This window comes from Sphaerospermopsis reniformis (genome assembly GCF_005402885.1).
Lineage (GTDB): Bacteria > Cyanobacteriota > Cyanobacteriia > Cyanobacteriales > Nostocaceae > Sphaerospermopsis > Sphaerospermopsis kisseleviana.
The window spans coordinates 1-22,916 of record NZ_BJCE01000072.1 but is presented as its reverse complement, the minus strand read 5'-3'; the positions used below and the strand labels follow the sequence as shown (position 1 = coordinate 22,916).

The window sequence follows — 22,916 nt, the reverse complement described above, 5'->3', positions numbered from 1 at the left end:
TATATCAAAGGTTAGAGGCTGATAAACACAGAAATTAGTGCAAGGGTTTTGAAGGGTATACCGGAAAAAGTGTGCATTTTTTGGGATTTCAAGAGATGGCAAAGAAATTTTCAAATCTCCTCCTGACACAAGAGGGCAACCACGGGGGGTTTGCCCCTACTGACTCCTGACTCCTATGCCCTCACGGAAAGACTTTCTCAGCAACCCCTAGTTAGGGTTTGCCGAAAAAGTTATCTGTGAGGGGTCAGTAAATAATTTAACCTCTGTGTAAGATTTTTGGCTTGGTCGGTGATTTTGTGCCAATTCCCTTCTAAAACCCAATTTTTCGGGAATAATTCCCCACTTAAACCCACGGCCACCGCCCCAACTTGTAAAAAATCTTGAGCATTTTCTAAAGTCACACCACCGGTAGGAATTAAGGGAATATGACCAAGAGGTGCTTGTAAACTGTGGATATAACTTGCACCTCCCACTGATTGTACAGGAAATACTTTGACACAACTTGCGCCCTGAGTCCAGGCGGTAACAATTTCTGTAGGTGTAAGTGCGCCAGGAATAATAGGAACATCTTGAGATACTGCAACTTTGATCATTTCTGGGTCAGTATGGGGAGTGAAGAGAAACTGCGCCCCAGCAGCGATCGCATCTTGTAATTGTTGCACATTAAACAGTGTACCAGTACCAATTATACAATCAGGTAATTGACTACGTAATTGAGAAATTAATTCCCCAGGGCGATCGCTATTCCAGGTAATTTCTATTAACTGCATTCCCCCAGATGCTACCGCTAAAGCCATTTTTTCACCCCAGTCCATTTTCGGGGCGCGAATAACTGCGATCGCTCGATGTTTCTGTAATTGTGACAACCAAACTTGATTAGACATAAAAAATAGGCATTGCTATTATTACCCTGGAAATATGCACACTTAAAACCGCGTTGTTTATACATATTTATTACTTTTATCACTTTTATCACTTAGTCATTAAATTAAATCGGCTGCCTATAGGTACGGGTAATTGGTAAAAAACACAGCAGTTAATTACCGATTACCCATAACCTATGACTTAAAAATTAAGCAATATCTTCGCGTTCAATATATAAAAACATAAACGCGAAAGCGACTGCTGGGAAAACCAAACCAGTCAAAGGAACGAAAATGGAAGGCAAAAATGAAGAATAAGCCAGAATTGAAGGCAAAAATGAAGTTGACATAGTAAGAGTCCTTGGAAGTCACACTACAATTCACTTAGGAGCTTACTGCAAAATTCCGCCTCTTTTTGGAAATTCTAAAGATTTTTAACAAAACCGTTTACATTCCCAGTACCTCGTCGAGTTCTATTGTCGGTAAGTTAGGAGGTATGACAGTTTTAACTATTGTAACTTTGTGGCTTTCCTGTTGGGTATTCGTATCGAGAGCGATCGCCCCTACTAACACTTCTAGACAACCTAAAGGTACAATTAATTGAGTGATCGCTTCCCAATTTCCCCAAGGGGTAGGCCGTAAATCTTGGATCAGATGAGGTCCGTCTAGCAACCCACGAGTTTGGTAATCTTCCACCCATAACTTTAATACAACTGTTGATGATGCTTGGGACAGTTCTAAGCGCACTTTTATAGATGAGCCAGCAAGTAATTCACCATTGGGTAAAAACAGTTGGGGTGTGGGTAAAGATGTTAGTACCGGAGGAGATACATCCAGCAGTTGTTCCTGTGGTTCAGATGGTTGATTGCTGTCTTCATTGCTCAAGGTCATATATGTATCATCTAGAACTATTTCTTGAGACAACAATTGAGATATGTTGGAAGATGATTCTGGTTCGGGGGTTGGTTCACTTGTGCCTAGAATCATGTGTTCTGGCAAATCTATAACTTCTTCCATTTCTATTTCTGCATCTAAATTTAAATTGAGAAGTAATTCATCTGTAAAAGCGGGTGGAACAGCAGGATTTTCATCATTCAGAATTACAGGAGGCTCATCCGTTGATTCACTGATATCATCAGTATTATTAGCGTCTTGAGTATCAACTTCATCATTAGTATTATCCTCTTGATATACCAACTCGATACCTTCATCTAATAAGTACCCTTGACTCTTGATCCATTTTTGAATCAGAGGAGATGTTTCTGGTATGATTTCTGATGTGTTGACTGTGGTTTCTTGTGGTGTGATTTCTGGTGTGTTTAATTCCTCGATATCGAGAATAGGAACTTGAGGAATTGTATTTTCTATCAATTCATTGTCTATCAATTCCACAGCAGAAGTTTCTTCATGTTCCTTGCTGGGTAGTAATTCTGGTGTATTTTCTGGCTTTGATAATTGAATTTCCATCAATTTTGGCAGATTGTTTTTGGTTTTTGAATTTGGTTCTGTTGCAGGTTTTAAACGTTTCAAGTATGGGAAAGAAGTTGTGACCTGTTTGATCACCAGTTTGTCCAGATTTATGGGTGGTATCTGACTAGCATTATTGACAGTTCCTGCTGATAAGCTGGAGTCTGCATTGGCAGAATTGCCAGCGATCGCATTTTTGTGAATCCGGGGTAATTTTGGCAGTGTGGGTGAACTTCCATCCAAAACAATGACTGGTTTTATTCTTGGGGGTAGAGGTTTGTTAGCTGCTGGTTTTAAAATATGAAACTGTGCTAATTTGGGAGTTTTGACGATATTGAATAGTTCTAAACTTACACGATGAGGTGGTTCTGGTTTGGTTGCTCCATCCTCAGTTGGTGGTAAGTTATCATCAGGTAACAAGTCTGGTGGACTAGATTTTTCTCTAGATTTTGCTGAGGTAACGGTCAGTAATTCTGTGACATCTGCTGTAATTATAAAAGTATGGCTGGCTAACAGTATGACTTCGCCGGCTTTAGTCAGTGTGCCATATAAATTAATATTGGCCAAAATCAACTTAGATTCACAGTTTTTAGGAATTTCAATAATGCTACTAAATGTAAAAGGTAAGATTTGATCTGTTAAAGGCTGTGTGAATTGAGCTAAGATATTGGATTCTAAAGGCGATCGCAGTTGACTAATTAGTTGCAGTTGAAAACAATGATTAATATTAGTTGTAGATAATATTTCATTTGCCAAATTGTCAATTTCTGCCAGTTCCACATACCCATTTATTGTCAAAGTTTTTCCCCAACGAGCAATATAGGTATCCCGTTCTAGAGATAAATGGAGGGGTGAGGGTGGGGATGCGACTGGTGAAATATCCTCATCTGACTGTTCTTCATCCCAAGATTCAGAACTGGGTAAAGCTAAATCGAGAACGCTTTGTAAAATTTGTTCGGCTGTTTCCCCTTTGAATAATACTGGGCTAACCGGCTGATTGATGATTGTATCTTCTACGGTTGCTGTAGACAAAGGATTGATGTCCAGGTTGCTGGGTGAAGCAACTGCAAATTCATCTTCCTGAGTGGGTGTCACCTGGGACTCTTCGTTAAATTGATCACCACTACCTAATAATGGTTGCTCATTCAACTCTAGGGGCAAAACTTTAAGGATGAGGCTATATTGCCAGGATTTCCCCAGCATATTTGTCATTAAGTCGGCAGAGCAACTTAATTCCCAAATTCCCGGGTTGAGGTCAGTAAAGGGAATTACTGCCATCAGCCCCTCTGCATTGGTACGACGCAAACGCTTAAAAATGCGGCGTTTGGGTGGAACTTCCTGAATTGAGGAGTGAATTACCCGCACTTCTACATTTGTATTAGCAAGGTGAGAACGAGCCAAAACTCTGTACTTACCTGCGAAAATTCTTAAATTTGGCGATTCCAGGGGTTGCCAATTGCGATCGCCCTGCTTCTGTATCAGAAATTGCCATTGTTCCATTGGAGTCATGCCCAAGCCCAGGATCAGCCGATTAATTTTTTGTATTAACTTGTTTGTCAGTTTAACTCAGTACGAGGTAAGAAAGTAAGCTTTATTAACTTTTTCTACTTTTTTCACTGGATATTTATTTTCGCCACGTCACGGGATGTTTTACAGCACAAGATTGTGACATCCCAAGGTGCGAAATGTGGGTTATAAACTCAACCAGCTAAAGACTTCTTGAACAGTAATATTTAATTCAATCCCTGTGAGAACTGGCAAGTAATCGCTATTTTTAAGTTCCTTAACTCGGCGATCGCTATCTACTACCAAAATACTTTCATCGTCACTATCAACCAACCAACCTAACTCAGTTCCATACTCCGCACAGTGTAGTAATTTGCTGAGAACTTGTTTATATTTCTGTTCGGGAGAGAGAATTTCCATTACCCAATCTGGATGGAGTTCAAACCGATTGGCGATGCGTCCTGATGGCAACCGAGGGATTCGCTCCCAACGAAATACCGCTATATCTGGCACAATTGCTAATCCACCAAAAATACAGCGTAGTTCTGGAAAAGCTTTGGCAATTTTCTGAGGTTTAGTAATTTGATTAACAGTAAACCAAAAAGTTTTTCCCAAAGAGCGATTCCTATGTTGCGCTGAACGCTATCACCTCCATCCCCAAACGCTTTAATACCTGCAATACACTATAAAGCTCATTATCAGGGTTTACCAAAGAAAACAGCCGAGAGTTAGCATATTTATGTTCCAATACCTTTAAAAATAAAAACTCATTACCATTGGTAATCATGCCAAAGGTTGGTAGCACAGTTTCCTCATTACTCAACATATAAGCTAAAGCTTGAGGAATTGCGCGTGTCACCGCAAAATCACTCCGTTTTGATTCAATTACCAACAACCAAAGCCGATTTTTTAACACCAAAACATCAATCCGCCCCCGAATAATCGTTCCTTCATCCTCCATTTCTAAAGCCACACTCGTTTCTGTTTCAATCCTAAATGGCCTATGATAAAAACCAGCTAAATCTAACAAGGGCGCAAGTACCACCATCTTCACCGTATTTTCTAGCATTGGGGGATCATCCATCAATTCTAAAAAATTAGCCTTCACCCGATCTAATAAATGTTGCTCTTCCTCTTTCAAAGCCTCAAGCCCATCCAACCACTCAGGAAAAAAGGTAGCATCTTGAACGATTTGAATGCCAAAATTTTGCTTTAATTCCCGTAGTGTCACATCCTTGGCTGCAATAGACTGAACCATCTTGATATTTCTCCTGACGAAATTTTAGGCTCAAGTGTATAGAAAAACCTATTAAGCCTGAAACCCTTACTCCCATATTTCTCACAAACAATGTAATCGCAATTTGTATAACCCGTATAGAGAATCGGTTTCAGGCAACTCTACATTAGATTCCTCTCAACCCTTCTGTCAAGCCTAATTGAGATGCTCCTACTCATCCTCCTGATACTTACCCATTTAACTAACTTCCCAATCTTCAAACTTTAACCCATCAATTCTGCTACACTCTCTCACATTATTAGTTACCAATATTACAGCTATTTTCAGGTAAATAAACCACATTTTGATTTACGTTTCGCGTCAACAATGTAGGGGCGAAGCATTCGGACAATTAATTATCGGTTTTTACCTATTAAGATGCTTGCTTACTTGGAAGTTTAAATATTAGTTTAGCATACTATGTACTGATGAACCATTTTTTAGAAGTACCAGTTTGATTATGACCAATTCCCAAATTTTTTCTACCTCTTTAAATTTTCAGGAAGAATACCCCTGTCCTGTTTGTCGGATCGGTAAAATCTCTGCTATGCCGTTAATGGAAACTATGTCTTGTGACTTTTGTCACGAAATTTTTACTGTCAATTTAGAATCACAGCAAATCAAGATGCCTTCTAGACAACCGCCCCTGGTGTGGCAGTGGAATGGTTTTAAGTGGAATCAAGCCCAGTTAGAAGGTGTGGAATTAGCATGGGGTTATGTGTTAGCTGCAATTGCTTTTGTGATTTTCCCGACTACTTTAATTGGCATTGGCGCTTATTATTTACCACCAAAACCAGATGTTCCTCTTTCTTGGATACCTTATGTTTGGACATTACTCACATTTTTGTCACATTCAGCAATTATAGTTTGGATTTTTATTGAAGTTTATCAAATTCCCATTAGGGCATATTGGCGTGGGATCACTCAGTGGACAAATGGCATAATTCGTAATTCGTAATTCGTAATTCGTAATTCGTAATTCGTAATTCGTAATTCGTAATTCGTAATTCGTAATTCGTAATTCGTAATTCGTAATTCGTAATTCGTAATTCGTAATTCGTAATTAAGAATAACTCTTCCAGTCCCCAGTCCCCAGTCCCCAGTCACCAGTCACCAGTCACCAGTCACCAGTCCCCAGTCACCAGTCACCAGTCACCAGTCACCAGTCACCAGTCCCCAGTCACCAGTCACCAGTCACCATCAAGTGCTTTGAGTTGCAAGGGTAGAACGCGGATTGGTAAATCTCTCTTTCGTTAACTTAGGTTGTGCAGGTGGAACAGTAGCATTTAAAATTTCCATGTTAAATCTGTAGCCAACATTACGAATGGTTTGGATTAAACTGGGTTGACGCGGATCAAGTTCCACCTTTTTCCGCAATGATAAAACGTGAGTATCAATAGTCCGGGGATTATCAATAGCATCTGGCCAAGCACGACGCAGTAACTCTGACCTACTCAAAGGTACTCCACCCGCCTGGGCTAAAACATAAAGTAAACTAAATTCCTGGGGTGTTAAATCAATAAATTCCCCTTGAAAACGGACTCGGCGCTGTACTAAATCAATTTGTAAACTGCCATAATCCAAATAAGCTGGTGCAGTTGGTATGCGTTTACGGCGAATTAGTGCTTCTACCCGCGCCAAAAATTCCTGCATTCCAAAAGGTTTGCTTAAATAATCATCTGCTCCAGCTTTTAAACCGGCGACAATATCCGCTTCATTATTGCGAGCAGATAACATGAGAATTAAAGGCTGATCCTGACGATTTAACCAATGGCAAAATTCGATACCGTCACCATCTGATAAGTCCGCATCGAGAATAACCAGGGTTGGCTGATGACTTAAAAACACTTCCCTTGCTTGATAAATACTGGCGGCTTGATGTACTCTGTATTCCAGTTGTTGCAAGTGCCAACCCAGCAACGACCTCAGATGGGGATTCCCCTCAACAATTTCAATACAAACCGATCCCACAGTTGCAAGACCCCTTAGCGTCGATGATTTTCAAATTAACAATCTCAGGCTCAAGGTTTTGTAGTTTTTGTTACTTCAGTTGATATTATCTTTACATTTGCTCAAAGAAAACCTTACAAGAAATTTAGATAAATTTAATTTTGGACGTGGTTATAAAGATCCTGTTTGTGCTTATGTCTGAGAATTAACCAAAATTTCCTTTGCTTGACCATCCAACTTAAAAAGTATAGTAAACTGGAAAAACAAACCTGAAAAATCTATCTATTGAGTGAGAGGCTAAGTTACAAGGACAGTTTTAGATAACAATCCTACAATCAAATTTTGTAAATAGGATTTGTTCATGCTTACAGCTTTGGGGGGTCTGACCCAACGTCTAAATATTAACTTTGGGTTAATACTAAAGAAGGAAGTCATACTTCTCTTTCAAGCGTGAATCATATACAATTCTCATTTTTTAGAGATTAACACGGCAGTTATGCTCCAAGACACACAAACCATTCGCTATTACCAAAAACTGACTGACGCCTTCGTCGAGTTATGGAATCGCGGTTATCGTATGGATGATATGCGGATGTATTTGGATGGATTTTTAGCCGCACTGCGACAAAGTAACGCTATAGAACCCTATCTGATCCACCGTTTAGAGGAAGAAGCAAACCGTTACTTATACGATGGCTCAAACTTTGCAATGGTGCAACCAGAACCAGAGCGGCAGCACGGATATTACTAAACCACCCTAGAGGGTTTTTAGTTACTTATCTGCATTATCGTCGCTGATCATAGCATAATTTTTGCCTTGGTCAACTGTATCCGATGGTATGATATTTTTTGTCAATAGTTTATTTATTTTATTGAAAAAATTTATCCCCTTGGCATTATGCGGCTAAGGGGATTTTTGGTAAGAGGCAGGGGGTAGGGGATCACAGGGGTAGGTTTTTAATATGATCTGTGAAGGCAAGACCAGGAAGGCAAGGAGGGAAAGTAGACAAGGAAGATTTTATACGAGTTAATTTTTATAATTTTTTTTGTCAGAAAATTAAACAATCATAATTCTGAACTTCTGAACTCCTTAAAAAAATGGGCAATGAGTTAATCACCCATCACCCATTAATCAAACTACAATTTCTCTGCTGCCTCAGTAACAATTACGCTTGCTTGTGTACTCGCAACTTTTGCTGCTTGCAAAATCGGAGTATTCGCAACAGAATTATTAGCTAAAGTAAACAAAGGATTTGACAAAATACCGGATATAGTTGTAGCAATTAAAGTTACTATCAACCCAACTTGTAAAGGTCTAAAACCAGGTAAGTTCCAACGTACTTGAGGATAATTCTTCACTACGTCGGACATTTCTTGTGGTTCTTTGACTACCATCATTTTCACTACACGAATGTAGTAATAAATGGAAACAACGCTAGTCACTAAACCTAGCAATACTAACCAATAAAGGCCAGCTTGCCAACCTGCCCAAAATAGGTAAATCTTCCCAAAAAACCCTGCTAATGGGGGAATACCACCCAAGGATAAGAGAGAGATACTTAAACCTAGTGTAAGCAGTGGGTCTTTTTGATACAAACCAGAGTATTCAGCAATTTGATCTGTACCTGTCCGCAGGGAGAAGAGAATAACGCAGATAAAACCGCACAGGTTCATAAACAGGTAAACTAGCAAGTAAAAAATCATGCTGGAATAACCTGCATCTGTACCAGCGATTAAGCCAATCATCACAAAGCCAGCTTGGGCAATGGATGAATAAGCTAACATCCGTTTCATGCTGGTTTGAGCCAGGGCAACCACGTTACCCAAAATCATACTCAAGACTGCCAGGGCGGTGAAAACAAATCTCCACTCGTCTGCAACGACGGGGAAAACTACGGTTAACAAGCGGATAGCTAAAGCAAAACCGGCTGCTTTAGAACCGACGGATAGAAAAGCGATTACTGGGGTGGGAGCGCCTTCATAAACGTCTGGTGTCCACTGGTGGAAGGGTGCAGCGGAGATTTTAAAACCCACACCAGCAATAACGAAAACAAGAGCAATGACTAAACCTAGAGATTGACCTACATTTGCTGTAGCGATACCATTAGCGATCGCACTCAGTTCCGTTTGTCCACCGGATAAACCATACAACAATGATACACCGTATAAAAATACGGCTGTGCTGGAAGCTCCAATTAACAGGTATTTCAGCGCCGCTTCATTAGAACGGGGGTCACGCTTGGTATAACCTGTTAACAAATAAGAGGAAATACTCAGGGTTTCTAGGGAGATGAAAATCATCACCAACTCACTAGCACCGGAGACAAACATTCCTCCCAAGGTAGCTGTTAATAAAATAGCGATAAATTCGGCTAGAGCAGTACCACTTTGCTCTACATAGCGAATAGACATCAAGACGGTGACAGCGGCAGATAGAGCAATGATACCGCGAAAGACAATACTCAAATCATCAGCGTTAAAGCCACCAGTAAAACCGATAGGATTGGTAGAATCCCATTGAAAGTATAGGGCGACAATCGCGGCGAATAAACCAGCGATCGCCAGATATCCGATCCAGCGAGAAGATGTGCGCCCCAAAATCAAATCCACAATCAAAACCCCCAAGAGGGTGAGAATCACAATTCCCTCTGGTAAAATAGTTCCCGCATTCAACTGGGATGCAATATTAGCAAAATCCATGAGATGTATAGGTTTTGGTGATTAGAGATTAAGGCTAACTGAGTTCATTCTATCTATAGTTCTTCACCAAAATTGCATTTATCAATTGATAATTGACAATTGACAATTGACAATTGTTTTATTCCAGGTTTAAAACCTCTCCCCTTACCCGGTAAAAAAAGAAAAAAATGTCAGTCCTAACCAATAAAAACAAACAGTCCAGTAATCTACTGAACTGCCAAAATTGTGATAAATATATAACAGTTAACAGTTAACAGTTAACAGTTAGCTGTTAATAGCTTTGTGAGTAGCCACCGCTATTTTTGCCCCAATTACCACCACTACGACCACCTTTCTGCTCTTTTGGTCGAGCCTTATTAACTTTCATTACACGCCCCATCCATTCAGCACCGTCTAAAGCTTGAATAGCTGCTTCTTCCTCAGCAGCGGTTTCCATTTCTACAAAACCAAAGCCTCGTACACGGCCAGTTTCCCGATCTGTGGGTAACTGAACTCGTTTAACAGTACCGTAGTCAGCAAATACTTTACTTAGGTCTTCTTGTGTGACCTTGTAGGATAGGTTCCCTACGTAGATTGACATGAAACTCTCCAGAATCCATTGATGCAGAGATGTCTATCCGTCGAGCCGCTTGAACTTGAAATTATTGCTAACCACAAGCACCGTATCGTCGAATTTATTTCTCTAATTCTCCCCTATGCTAACATATTTGCCAGATAGGCAAGGCTTAATCTGGCTATTATGGTTATTTATGATGAAATATGGTAAATATCACAAGCACTTATGATAATCAATACAGTTTGTAACAGACTGGGGTGAATTGATGGTACTGATTCGCCAATTATGCCTCAGATAAGTTAAAGATGGAAATACCAGGTAATTGATTTTTGGCAGTTGCTTGTTTAAATCTCCAAAGCATCACTGCACCTGAAGTTGAGAGCAATTTTCCCCTTTTGGGGCAATTTGTGTCAGGATGAAATCACTGCTTAGGCGTGATATTTGATCTTGACATCTCGCCAAAATTATCTCAACTTGACTGTTTAGCTTCACAGCTATTCTTTTTTTTTGAAATTTCCATGTCAACTCTCGTCATCGTCGAATCTCCAACCAAAGCTCGCACCATTCGCAACTACCTGCCAAAAGACTATCAGGTAGAAGCTTCAATGGGTCACGTCCGTGACCTACCCCAGTCAGCTAGTGAAATTCCTGCTGCTGTCAAAGGGGAAAAATGGGCGCAGCTTGGGGTAAATATAGAAGCCGACTTTGAACCGGTGTATGTTGTCCCCAAAGATAAAAAGAAAGTTGTCACCCAATTAAAAGATGCCCTAAAAAATGCCGATGAATTAATATTGGCAACTGACGAAGACCGGGAAGGCGAAAGCATCAGTTGGCACTTATACCAATTGCTGAAACCCAAAGTGCCGACAAAGCGCATGGTGTTTCATGAAATTACCCAGGACGCGATTAAAAAAGCTTTAAAACAATGCCGCGAAATTGATGAACAAGTAGTTCGCGCCCAAGAAACCAGACGCATTTTAGATCGACTGGTCGGATATACCCTATCACCTTTGCTGTGGAAAAAAATCGCCTGGGGACTTTCTGCGGGTCGAGTGCAGTCTGTGGCTGTGCGGTTGTTGGTAAATAAGGAACGTCAACGCCGAGCTTTTCATGAAGGTACATATTGGGATTTAAAAGCCAGTCTCTTACATGAAAAAACATCATTTAGCGCCCAATTAATTACCCTGGGAGGCACGAAAATTGCCACAGGTAGCGATTTTGACCCTGCAACCGGACAAATAGCTGCTGGACGCAATGTGGTGCTATTAAATGAGGAACAAGCTTTAGCACTTCAGGAGCGTTTGCAGGACAAAACCTGGACTGTGGCCGATATGGAAGAACGTCCAGTCACTCGTAAACCCGCACCACCCTTTACCACTTCGACGCTGCAACAAGAATCTAACCGTAAACTGCGTCTTTCCGCACGGGATACAATGCGAATTGCTCAAAATTTGTACGAGCAAGGGTATATTACCTATATGCGGACTGATTCGGTGCATTTGTCAGATCAGGCGATCGCCGCTGCTCGCAGTTGTGTAGAACAAAAGTACGGTAAAGAATATCTCAGCCCCCAACCCCGACAATACACTACCAAATCCAAAGGCGCACAAGAAGCACACGAAGCCATCCGCCCTGCTGGTAGCACTTTCCGCACTCCCCAAGAAACTGGTTTAAGCGGACGAGAATTTGCAGTTTATGATTTAATTTGGAAGCGTACCGTTGCTTCACAAATGGCTGACTCTCGCCAAACTCAAATTACTGTACAATTGCAAGTTGAAGATGCGGGTTTTCGTTCCTCTGGTAAGCGGATAGATTTTCCTGGTTATCTTCGCGCCTACGTCGAAGGGTCCGATGATCCAGAAGCAGCATTAGAAGACCAAGAGGTAATTTTACCAGCCCTGAAAGTTGGCGATCATCCTACCTGTGCAGAACTAGAAGCAATAGGACATGAAACCCAACCCCCCGCTAGATATACTGAAGCAAGTTTGGTGAAAACCTTAGAAAGTGAAGGTATTGGTCGTCCTAGTACCTACGCCAGCATTATTGGTACAATCATCGACAAAGGTTATGCTCAGTTGGTGAATAATGCTTTAATTCCTACTTTTACCGCCTTTGCTGTCACCGACTTACTAGAAAAACATTTCCCCGATATTGTTGACCCCAGCTTCACCTCGAAAATGGAGCAAACCCTGGATGATATTGCTACAGGTGAAGCTCAATGGCTACCCTATCTCCAGAAATTTTATCTCGGAGAACAAGGTTTAGAAACCTTGGTGAAAGAACAGGAAAATCAAATTGATCCCACTAAAGCCAAAACAGTAGAATTAGAAAACTTAAATGCTAAAGTCCGCATTGGTAAATTTGGTCCTTACATTGAAGTAGATAATGGTGATGGAGTGGTGACAGCTTCCATTCCTAAAGACCTCACACCCGCTGATTTAGATCCCAAACAGGTAGAAGTCCTGCTCAGACAAAAAACAGTAGGACCTGATCAAGTGGGACGACATCCCGAAACAGGTGAACCAATTTATGTGAAGATTGGCACTTATGGACCTTATGTACAGTTGGGTGACAAAACCGAGGAAAACCCCAAACCTAAACAAGCTTCCCTTCCCAAAGGAGTCACACCAGAAAATCTGACTTTAGAGATGGCTGTGGGTTTGTTGGCACTCCCCCGACTCTTGGGCGAACATCCACAAACAGGGGCAAAAATTAAAGCTAGTTTAGGAAGATTTGGACCTTATGTAGTTCATGATCAGGGTAAAGAAGGTAAAGATTACCGTTCTTTAAAAGCAACTGATGATGTATTGACAATTTCCCTGGAACGTGCATTAGAGTTATTCGCAGAACCAAAAAAGGGGCGCAGTTCTAGCAGCAGTAAATCTAAAGCCGCTTTAAGAGAATTGGGTACACATCCCGATGATGATGCACCTGTAAATATTTACGAAGGTCCCTATGGTCATTATATTAAGCACGGCAAAACTAATGTAGGTCTACCGGAAGGTAAGACAGTAGAAAATATTACCCTGTCAGAAGCATTAGAATTGTTGCAAGCTAAAGCATCTACTAAATCTACACGCAAAACCAGTAAAACAACTACTGCTAAAACTAAATCATCTACTACTAAATCATCTACCAGTAGCAGCAAGAAAAAACAAGCATCAAATTAGAGACTAAAGGGATGGGAAATTACGAAATTTTACCTCTTACCCATTCCCTGATCATTGTGATAATCTAATAAGTAAGGAAGGACACAAAACCAAATTTTCACTTGGTTTAAGTCTGGAAACACAGGAATCTATCAACTTGATAAGAAACGAAAAAAGCTACAAATAGCCAGTTTCTATGATCCTGTTAGTTAAATTTGAGGTAGTATCTCAGGAGCGTTCAGTTAAATGGACTATATAGACAAGGTACTGGAAAAGCTGAAAGAATTAGCGCGGAAGCTAGTTGAAGCGTTACTAGGTCCCGAAGCTGAACCCGAACCGGAACTAATTCCGATTCCTGTGAATGAACGCTCCCGTCGTCGCTAATGACCTGAAGATATTGGAGTGAACTTTGCTGCCTTTAAGTATTTTAGTGCTGCATGGACCTAACCTCAATTTGTTGGGACAGCGAGAACCGGGTATTTACGGTTCTCTCACCCTAGAGGAAATTAACCGCCTATTAGCAGCAGAAGCCCAGAAATTAACGGCGAAAGTTACGCCTTTGCAGTCAAATCATGAAGGTGTTTTGATAGATACAATTCACGGGGCATTAGGACAACACGAGGGAATTATAATTAATGCCGGGGCATATACCCATACCAGTGTAGCTTTACGAGATGCGATCGCTGCTGTAAATTTACCCACAGTAGAGGTACATCTAAGCAACATTTACCGCCGAGAGGATTTTCGTCATCATTCTTATATTGCCCCAGTGGTAATAGGCCAAATTAGTGGCTTTGGTGTCCAAAGTTATTTGTTGGGTTTACAGGCATTGGTGAATCATTTAAGACTGAAAAATTAACAGGAGTCAGCAGCGGAATTTCTGTTTTTATCTTCCCAATCACCAATCACCAGTCACCAATTATGCGTTATTCTCTCGTAAATCGGGTTAGAGGTATTTTCCTGGGAGCATTGTTAGGAGAAATTTTAGCTACTCAGAATGTTAGTGATTTAGGGGAAATTGCGGTTCTGGGTAGTAAAAGTTTAATTAAATTAGGTAAATTAGATGCAGAAGACTGGTTAAAGTGTTACAAACAAGCATCCTTGGATGTAGGAAATACTGATCATGCTTGGGGAAAAATAATTTTAGCCACCTTGCCAGTAGCAATTTTTTTTCACGAAGATACTGTTAAACTTAAATATAACCTGCTGCAATTATTACAAATTTGGGATGCTAACCCAGTAGTGAGAGATGCAGCTTTAGTTTTAGGATATGCGATCGCTAAATCTCTGACAGAAAAACTTGATCCTTCCACGCTCATTCCCGAAACGATGGATTTTTTGGGAGAAAGCAAAGCACTAGTACCACAAAATTTATTAAAAGTCAATACTTTATTAGAGCAAGGGGCAGGATTAGCACAAGCGCAAACTGAATTTAGTAAGCAAGACAAATTCAGTAACAATATTGCCTTAACCTTTTACTGCTTTTTGAGTACCTTAGAAGATTTCCGATTGACAGTTTTGCGAGCTAAGAGCAATTTAAGAGAGCAAAACTCTTGGTGTTGTGCTTTGGCAGGAGCTTTATCAGGGGCATATAACAGCATAGAGGGGATTCCTGTTAATTGGCAAGTTGTATTATCAGCCTTTAATCAGCCAGTATGGGGCATGAGTAGCTGTTATGTGATGTTAGAATTAGCTGATACTCTTGTAGCAGTCTGGTCAGGTGTGTATAATATTAGTCCAAATATCCAGGAGTTGACAAAAGAAGGATGTAAGATAAATTGGGAATTGGTTCCACTTTCCGTTTTTGCAGCACCTCGTGTAATTCGCCCGCGTTGAAAAATCAAAAGTAAAAGGTGTCAAAAAATCACTCACAATGAAAACGCAGCGATTTTTGCAGTCCTTGGCCAAGCAATTGAGACAATGGCGGCGACAGTACAAAGTGTTATGCCGGAAAAGAAAGTGGCTTGGTTCGGTGAGCAGTTGCCAAAATCAAAGCCGTCATCAAAAACTTTTCAGGACTATTATCAAAAATCTACTGCTGTATTTATTACCTACCAGTGAGGAAGGTGGACATCTACAAGGTAGAAAAGCTCCTCAATCAACACCAAAATCCTGGAAACGTAATCATGGTATTTATGCCGTTGTTTTCAACTGGGTACATCAACAGCGTTATACGGTGATTTTATTCATTGCTGTGGTATCTTTAACAGGTGTTATAGGTCATGAATTATACAACCAGCCCCAGATGAAAATCGGGACTTTTGCCCCACAAACATTTATTGCTCCCTATTCTGCCAGTATTGAAGACCGAGAACAAACAGAAGCAGAACGCAAAGCAGCACAGGAAAAATCTCACCCTGTATTGATGATCAATACCCAGAAAAATGAGCAAATTAAAGAAAATTTGCGCCAACTGCTGGAAGATGGCGATGAAATTCGTGATATCACTGAACCTTTTCCTTTTTTCGATGTTTCTATCTTGCCTATTCCCACCCAGCAATATCTTCGTTCTTGTTTAGAATCGGAATGGGAACAGCTAAAACAAGCTTTAGAAAAGCATCAAAAAGAAAATAAGTCAATGCCTAAGTTCAGGACAGCAGACAGACATCAATTTTCTCGGTCTGTGCCTAGTCCTGGATCAACATTATCAACAAATGCAACTACTAAGGAAAGCAAGACTAGCAAAAATAATTTTGACCAGACACTAGCAGAACTAAAAGCTTACAGTGTCACTAACTCAGAAAAAAATCTGTCTTTACTGGTTGCCCAAATATCTCAAGTGAGAGAAAAATATGGTCAAGCTATTGCCAAACTGTTACAGATGGAGGCGGAACGAAAAAAACCAGTATATGGGCAAACTGGGTTTTTGGATCTGTCAGATGACGACTGGAAAATAGCAAAAACGGGAATCAAACAAAGTGCAGAAAGGATACTTGCTCAAGGCATAGCTCCAGGATTACCCCCTAGTATCTTACAGGATGCAGTGAGTCTACAAGTACAAATTTCTGTACCAGGTGAAGCGGAATCCTTAGCCACTAAAGTATTGTTGGTTGTATTACGACCAAATCTGCAAACAGATGCAGAAAAAACCCAACAACAGGCACAACTGGCCGCAGAGCAAGTTCCATCTGTGATCAAAAAGGTGAGACGAGGAGAAGTGATTGTTAAGAAAGGTGAAAAGATTACACAATGGACATTTGATGTCCTGGATTATTATCACCTGAATCGCCGAGAGGTGAATTGGCTGGGTTTGATGGGTTTAGCCAGTTTGGTGAGTGCGGCTATAGGTGTTTTTGTTTGGGCAGAAAGGCGGATTGGTAGTCATTTGCGAGCCAGCGATCGCCTGTTGATATTATTACTAACTTTGAGTATTCCTAGTGTCTTGGCAATTGGTGTGCCTTATGCTACCTGGATCGCCATTGGTTTATTGTTAGGAAGCTTTTACGGCGGTACTTTGGGCGTGACAGTTGTGGGCTTATTGTCGCTAATATTACCAATCAGCATAGAAATTAGTAAGATTGGTCTGGTAGCTGGTGCTTCTGGCGGAATTTTAAGTAGTTATTTAGCTCAAAGGTTCAAATCCCGCGAAGAATTGGCATTATTAGGTATTGTTATTGCTTTAACTCAAGGTAGTATTTATTTAATCCTGAATTTACTGGCTGGTGCTGCATTCGTTTCTGCTTGGTATATGGTTCTGCAAGATGCGCTGTTATTTGGTTTATCTGGTTTGGCTTGGAGTATTATCGCCTTGGGTTTAAGTCCGTATTTAGAAAAGTTGTTTGATTTAATTACACCCATCCGCTTGGCAGAACTAGCTAACCCTAACCGTCCTTTGTTAAAGCGTCTGGCTACGGAAACTCCGGGAACTTTCCAACATACTTTATTTGTGGCCACTTTGGCGGAAACTGCGGCAAAAAAACTACGCTGTAATGTTGAATTGGTTAGGGCTGGTACATTATACCATGATATTGGCAAAATGCACGACCCTTTAGGATTTATTGAAAATCAAATGGGTGGACCAAATAAACATGAGACAGAAATTAAAGATCCTTGGAAAAGTGCAGCAATTATTAAAAAGCACGTAACTGAGGGTTTAATGATGGCGAAAAAGCATAGTTTACCGACTGCAATTCAAGCTTTTATTCCTGAACATCAAGGAACAATGGCGATCGCCTATTTTTATCACCAAGCGCAACAAATTGCTAAAGATAACCCTAGCATTATAGTAGATAAAGCCGATTTTTGCTATGATGGACCAATTCCTCAATCTAGAGAAACAGGAATTGTCATGTTAGCTGATTCCTGTGAAGCAGCGTTGCGAAGTTTGAAAGATGCCACAGCAGAACAAGCATTAAATATGTTGAATAATATTATTCGTGGTAAATGGCAAGAAGGGCAATTAGTAGATTCTGGTTTGACTAGAGAGGAAATGTCAAAGATTGCTTTAATCTTTGTGGAAGTTTGGCAACAATTTCATCATAAACGGATTGCATATCCTAAGTCAAAAGCTAGTAATGATAATTGATAATTGATAATTGATAATTGGTAATAAAAATCTATCAAAAGAAAGACATAAAAAATAAAAAAAATAGATAATTTCTTATCAAAAGAAAGATGCAGAAATAATGCGTCAGAGGTTGAAATAAAGATATAGCCGTTGACAGGATGGTTAGGACATCAATTGATAATGATGATAATGAAACTCCCACTACAAGAGGGCAACCACAGGGGGTTTGCCCCTACTGACTGACTCCTGCTATACATTCTCAAAACCTACTTATTGACGTGGAATGAATAATAATATGGCATTTTTATCTATTGATGAACTCAAAATATTAGTAGAAAATCCCCAATCTCCATCTGTATCTATATATATGCCTACGCAAAAAGCAGGGGCAGAAATTCGCCAAAATCCTATTCGCTTCAAAAATTTAATGCGGTCAGCAGAAGAACATTTAGAAGCAATGGGTATCAGACATACTCAAGTTCTTGATTTTCTGCAACCTGCTAGAGATTTAGATAGGAGTGATTTTTGGGAACACCAAAATCAAGGATTAGTAATTTTTATTTCCCAAAATTTCTTGCGCTACTATTGTTTACCAATTGAATTTCCAGAATTAGTTGTAGTTGATGAACAATTTCACCTCAAGCCATTACTGCATTTTATTAACAATGATGGAAAATTTTATGTTTTGGCTTTGAGTCAAAAAGATGTAAAATTGTTTGCAGGTACAGGGCATAGTTTGAAAGAAGTGGAAGTAGAAAATATGCCACATCGTCTAGAAGAAACTCTTCTAGAAGACGAGTTACAAAAAGGTGTTCAGCACAGAATTGGTACACCCAGAGGAAGAACTTCTGCTGCTCAACATCCAGGTTCATTTCATGGACAAGGTAGCCCTGATCGAGAGAAACATGAAGATGATATTTTACAATTTTTTTACGCTGTTGATGAAGCATTACATGAAAAATTAAGGGATGAAAAAGCGCCCTTAGTGTTAGCAGGAGTAGAATATTTATTCCCGATTTACCAAGCTGCAAATACCTATCCCTATTTCTTAGAAGAAAGCATTAATGGCAATCCAGAACTTCTCAATTTACAACAATTACATGATGAAGCTTGGCGAATTGTTGCACCTTCATTTCAACAAAATAAAAAAGCAGCAATAGAACTTTATGAACAATTAGCTGGTGAAGAAACAGGAAAAGCTGTTAGTGATATTAAAGAAATTATTCCGGCGGCTTTTTATCACCGAGTTGATTCTTTATTAGTATCTATAGATGAGCAGAAATGGGGAAAATTTGATCCTGAAAATACGACTGTGGATTTGCACACCGAACCAGAACCAAATGATCAAGATATGTTAGATTTTGCGGCTGTGCATACACTATTAAATGGTGGCAAAGTTTATACTCTTGAATCAGAAGAAATGCCAAATGGGGCAAAAGTGGCGGCAATTTTGAGATATTAAAGTGTAAGCATTCAGCCGTCAGCAAGAAAGAAAAAAACCATCAAAAACCATCAATTGTCCATTGATAAATTGCTGTCATTAACACTGGTGTAATTTGACAAACCTCATACCCAATACCCAGATCCCCGACTTCTTAAAGAAGTCAGGGATCTATATTGTTTATCGGTACAAATACAGGTAATCTAAGAAAGGTTGAATTTACCTTGATAGCTATCCTATGACAGCAAAATCTCCTCGCACGGGCAAAATAACCGCAGCCACACATAAAACTCTCTGAAACTCTCTTTCCTTCGTGTACTTTGCGTTCTTTGCGGTTCAATCATAGAGCAATTTCCGGTGTAATGAGGTATACTATGGGCGGGCAAGACTTGTACTGAGCGGTTAGTGAGCTTGTACTGAGCGACCTGTCCTGAGCCTGTCCTGAGCGGTGTCGAAGGGCGGTGTCGAAGGGCGCAGTCGAAGTAAGTCGAAGTGCAGAGTCGAACTATGTCGAAGTATGCCCACCCCACAAAAGTTTTATTATTATAATTTGTACCTCATAGCAATGAAATCTGCTGTATCAAGCAATAGGATAATTTTCTATTTTGATATAAAAATCAACTTACACATTTTGGATAATCCCGATAATTACCATGATAAACGAATATTCAATTAGTGAACTTGTCAAACAACAACGTACCTATTTTGCTACAAATCAAACTCAAGAAATTGATTTTCGTCGGCAACAACTTGTCATCCTCAAACAATTAATTATTGCTCATGAACCAGCAATTATTCAAGCATTACAAGCAGATTTACATAAACCAGAATTAGAAGCTATTACTTCAGAAATTATTTTAACAACTAAAGAAATTGAATTTGCTATCAAGAACCTGAAAAAATGGACTAAACCCAAAAAAGTAGGAGTTCCTTGGCAACTATTACCAGCTTCAGCCAAAATTCAACCAGAACCCCTGGGAATAGTGTTAATTATTGGTGCTTGGAATTATCCATTTCAGTTAGTAATTGTACCTTTAATTGGTGCGATCGCAGCGGGAAATTGTGCCATTCTCAAACCTTCAGAAATTGCCACCCATACCTCTAAACTCATAGCTGAACTGATTCCTAAATATTTTCCTGAAGAATATATTGCTGTAGTGGAAGGAGGTATAGAAACCTGTCAAAAACTACTCACAGAAAAATTCGATCATATCTTTTTTACAGGTAGCACTCATGTAGGTAAAATCATCATGGCTGCTGCTGCCAAAAATCTCACACCCGTAACATTAGAATTAGGTGGAAAAAACCCCTGTATTGTTGATATTGATATTCATTTAGAACATACAGCTAGAAGAATTATTTGGGGTAAATTTATCAATGCTGGACAAACTTGTATTGCTCCAAATTATATCTTAGTCGATAAAAGAATCAAAGATAAATTATTAGTTAATTTAGAAAAATGCCTCAAAGAATTTTATGGTGAACATCCAGAAACCAGCCCAGATTATGCTAGAATAATCAATCAAAATAACTTTGCGAGATTGGTTAATTTATTGCAAAATTTATTGCAAGATGGTGAAATTATCATTGGTGGAGAAACCAAAGCAAGTGAATTATATATTGCTCCCACAATTATTAATAATGTTTCCTTTACAGATCCGATCATGCAGGAAGAAATTTTTGGTCCCATCCTGCCAATAATTGAATATACAGACATTGAAGAAGCTATCACTTGGATTAATTCTCAACCAAAACCCTTAACTTTATACTTATTTTCTCAAAACAAAAACCTACAACAGAAAATTTTACAAACAACATCCTCTGGTGCAGTTTGTCTGAATGAAACAGTCATTCATTTTACTGTACCATCTTTACCATTTGGTGGTGTAGGTAATAGTGGGATTGGTAGTTATCATGGTAAAGCTAGTTTTGATACTTTTTCCCATTACAAAAGTGTTCTCAAAAATCCCTTTTGGTTAGACATAAAATTAAGATATCCTCCCTACAAAGGCAAATTGTCAATATTAAAGCAACTTCTTAAATTCTGAACTATAGCAGGAGTCAGAAGAATTTTAGATTTTATATTTTAGATTTTAGATTGGATTCATGAAATACAATCCAAAATCCAAAATCCAAAATCCAAAATCCAAAATCCAAAATTGTATCCCCAGTCACCAGTCACCCCTAATTACTATACCTTTCTTGCTCCCAAGGTTCACCCCGACGGTGATAACCGTTTTGTTCCCAAAAACCTAATTCTTCCTGTTCTAAAAACTCTAAACCATTGATCCACTTTGCACTTTTCCAAGCATAAAGATGGGGAACAACTAGCCGCATCGGTCCACCATGTTCTGCGGGTAATGGTTCATCAAATAATTTAATAGCAAAGAAATTTTCTTCTCTGACAAAATCTTGAATACTAATATTTGTGGTGTAACCACCATAGCAATGTTCCATAATATGAGCAGCTTTGGGATCTACTTCCAGCAAACTCATAAAATCTGTCACCTTAATCCCAGTCCATTTAACATCAAGTTTTGTCCAATGGGTGACACAATGAAAATCGGCTGTAAATTCATATTGGGGTAATGCTAGAAAATCTGACCATTTAAACACAGTCGGTTTTACCAAACCCCAAACGCGAAACTCCCATTCCTCAATACTGACTTGGGGAGTTGCACCATAAGTTAAAACCGGAAAACCTTTAGCTAAATGTTGGCCAGGAGGAACTTTTGCACTTTCTTCTGGACTTGGTTTCTGAAAAAATTTCATTAGACATCTCCAGAAAAGAAATTATGGAACCTATTTATGGGGGCAGGTCGAAGCTTATGGGATATTTAGATGTCTGATTTTTCCGTTAAATTATTGCCCATAAGCTTCGCCCCTACAACTTATGACAAATTAATACATTCTATTTTGGAGAGGTCTATTATATTGCCTTCTGGAAACATCCGCTATTAACGCGCAGCGTCTAGCGGGTAGTAGTTGATGTTATCAGCAAAGCAAAGAAAAAGCACTCCCATAACTGCGCGGTTAGTGCTTTTCCTGAGCAAGAGATGATTACTCTTCTTCTTCTTCTTCAGCAGTGGGATAGACGAACTTAGAACGTCCAGACAAAATTGATTTGCCCAAAGAAAGAGCTTTTTGAGCTTCCACAACAGCCTTATGTCTCCAGGTAGCGCGGCGCTTGTCTCGTTTAGATTTGGATGTTTTCTTCTTAGGAACAGCCATGATAGCGGATATCGTGATTCTTGACAACCTTTTTATTCTAAGCGATCAATTGACAATTTTCGCCTTTCTCAAAAACAAAGGGAATTGGTGATTGGTGACTGGTGATTGGTGACTGGTGACTGGGGACTGGGGACTGGTGACTGGGGACTGGTGACTGGGTTATTAACCTCCTTTTTCTCCCCTGCCCCCTTACAAGGGTAGGTTTTTTACATTGTCGTGAGGGCAAGACTTGGGGGACAAGGAAGGACAGTGGACAAGGGAGGAAAACAG

Annotated in this window: 19 protein-coding genes and 1 pseudogene; 9 read left to right on the top strand and 11 right to left on the bottom strand. The window is 39.7% G+C overall.

The window, feature by feature from the left end:
- Positions 1-230: 230 nt before the first annotated feature.
- From FFR48_RS12250 to FFR48_RS12230, 5 genes are all read right to left on the bottom strand, one after another.
- On the bottom strand, positions 231-884 hold the full coding sequence (locus FFR48_RS12250; protein ID WP_137667548.1) for a bifunctional 4-hydroxy-2-oxoglutarate aldolase/2-dehydro-3-deoxy-phosphogluconate aldolase: 654 nt from the start codon (positions 882-884) through the stop codon (positions 231-233).
- 188 nt (positions 885-1,072) lie between these two features.
- Entirely contained in the window at positions 1,073-1,213 is a 141-nt protein-coding gene (gene psaI, locus FFR48_RS12245) for a photosystem I reaction center subunit VIII (RefSeq protein ID WP_096565957.1), read from the bottom strand.
- Positions 1,214-1,310: 97 nt separating this feature from the next.
- Positions 1,311-3,839: a hypothetical protein gene (locus FFR48_RS12240; protein ID WP_236104062.1), complete on the bottom strand. Its 2,529-nt coding sequence runs from the start codon at positions 3,837-3,839 to the stop codon at positions 1,311-1,313.
- A 183-nt stretch (positions 3,840-4,022) separates the two neighbouring features.
- Positions 4,023-4,451 (bottom strand): Uma2 family endonuclease, encoded by a 429-nt coding sequence (locus tag FFR48_RS12235; protein WP_137667547.1) that lies wholly within the window; start codon positions 4,449-4,451, stop codon positions 4,023-4,025.
- Positions 4,452-4,461: 10 nt separating this feature from the next.
- Positions 4,462-5,094: a type I restriction enzyme HsdR N-terminal domain-containing protein gene (locus FFR48_RS12230; protein ID WP_137667546.1), complete on the bottom strand. Its 633-nt coding sequence runs from the start codon at positions 5,092-5,094 to the stop codon at positions 4,462-4,464.
- Positions 5,095-5,572: 478 nt separating this feature from the next.
- On the opposite strand from FFR48_RS12230, the gene FFR48_RS12225 reads away from it, so the two are divergent.
- Positions 5,573-6,070, top strand: a complete 498-nt coding sequence (locus FFR48_RS12225; RefSeq protein ID WP_096565955.1) for a hypothetical protein — start codon at positions 5,573-5,575, stop codon at positions 6,068-6,070.
- A gap of 242 nt (positions 6,071-6,312) precedes the next feature.
- Here FFR48_RS12225 and FFR48_RS12220 read toward each other — a convergent pair whose 3' ends face one another.
- Positions 6,313-7,083, bottom strand: coding sequence for a response regulator transcription factor (locus tag FFR48_RS12220; protein ID WP_096570114.1), 771 nt, complete (start codon positions 7,081-7,083; stop codon positions 6,313-6,315).
- Positions 7,084-7,558: 475 nt separating this feature from the next.
- Here FFR48_RS12220 and FFR48_RS12215 point away from each other — a divergent pair, with 475 nt between their 5' ends.
- Positions 7,559-7,813: a DUF6761 family protein gene (locus tag FFR48_RS12215; protein WP_096570112.1), complete on the top strand. Its 255-nt coding sequence runs from the start codon at positions 7,559-7,561 to the stop codon at positions 7,811-7,813.
- 386 nt (positions 7,814-8,199) lie between these two features.
- Here FFR48_RS12215 and FFR48_RS12210 read toward each other — a convergent pair whose 3' ends face one another.
- Together FFR48_RS12210 and rbp are read right to left on the bottom strand one after the other, a co-directional pair.
- Entirely contained in the window at positions 8,200-9,762 is a 1,563-nt protein-coding gene (locus FFR48_RS12210; RefSeq protein ID WP_137667545.1) for an NAD(P)H-quinone oxidoreductase subunit N, read from the bottom strand.
- 271 nt (positions 9,763-10,033) lie between these two features.
- The gene (gene rbp / locus FFR48_RS12205) at positions 10,034-10,342 is read right to left on the bottom strand and encodes an RNA-binding regulator (RefSeq protein ID WP_137667544.1); all 309 of its coding nucleotides are present in this window, start codon (positions 10,340-10,342) and stop codon (positions 10,034-10,036) included.
- Positions 10,343-10,836: 494 nt separating this feature from the next.
- On the opposite strand from rbp, the gene topA reads away from it, so the two are divergent.
- From topA to FFR48_RS12175, 7 genes are all read left to right on the top strand, one after another.
- Positions 10,837-13,488 (top strand): type I DNA topoisomerase, encoded by a 2,652-nt coding sequence (gene topA, locus FFR48_RS12200; RefSeq protein WP_137667543.1) that lies wholly within the window; start codon positions 10,837-10,839, stop codon positions 13,486-13,488.
- Positions 13,489-13,713: 225 nt separating this feature from the next.
- The gene (locus tag FFR48_RS28975) at positions 13,714-13,851 is read left to right on the top strand and encodes a hypothetical protein (protein WP_187040763.1); all 138 of its coding nucleotides are present in this window, start codon (positions 13,714-13,716) and stop codon (positions 13,849-13,851) included.
- 25 nt (positions 13,852-13,876) lie between these two features.
- Positions 13,877-14,326 (top strand): type II 3-dehydroquinate dehydratase, encoded by a 450-nt coding sequence (gene aroQ, locus FFR48_RS12195; RefSeq protein ID WP_096570104.1) that lies wholly within the window; start codon positions 13,877-13,879, stop codon positions 14,324-14,326.
- Between the two features lie 62 nt (positions 14,327-14,388).
- Positions 14,389-15,303, top strand: coding sequence for an ADP-ribosylglycohydrolase family protein (locus FFR48_RS12190; protein ID WP_137667542.1), 915 nt, complete (start codon positions 14,389-14,391; stop codon positions 15,301-15,303).
- A gap of 37 nt (positions 15,304-15,340) precedes the next feature.
- Entirely contained in the window at positions 15,341-17,992 is a 2,652-nt protein-coding gene (locus tag FFR48_RS12185; protein ID WP_137667541.1) for an HD family phosphohydrolase, read from the top strand.
- 277 nt (positions 17,993-18,269) lie between these two features.
- Positions 18,270-19,436: a baeRF7 domain-containing protein gene (locus tag FFR48_RS12180; protein WP_137667549.1), complete on the top strand. Its 1,167-nt coding sequence runs from the start codon at positions 18,270-18,272 to the stop codon at positions 19,434-19,436.
- Between the two features lie 632 nt (positions 19,437-20,068).
- A complete protein-coding gene (locus FFR48_RS12175; RefSeq protein ID WP_137667540.1) occupies positions 20,069-21,463 on the top strand; it encodes an aldehyde dehydrogenase in 1,395 nt (464 codons plus the stop codon).
- 136 nt (positions 21,464-21,599) lie between these two features.
- On the opposite strand, the gene FFR48_RS12170 is transcribed toward FFR48_RS12175, so the two are convergent.
- The 3 genes and pseudogenes from FFR48_RS12170 to FFR48_RS12160 all read right to left on the bottom strand — a co-directional run.
- Positions 21,600-22,187 (bottom strand): sulfite oxidase-like oxidoreductase, encoded by a 588-nt coding sequence (locus tag FFR48_RS12170; protein WP_137667539.1) that lies wholly within the window; start codon positions 22,185-22,187, stop codon positions 21,600-21,602.
- 288 nt (positions 22,188-22,475) lie between these two features.
- Entirely contained in the window at positions 22,476-22,646 is a 171-nt protein-coding gene (gene rpmF, locus FFR48_RS12165) for a 50S ribosomal protein L32 (protein WP_096570094.1), read from the bottom strand.
- Between the two features lie 37 nt (positions 22,647-22,683).
- Positions 22,684-22,916: pseudogene (locus FFR48_RS12160) on the bottom strand (hypothetical protein); the annotation flags it as partial.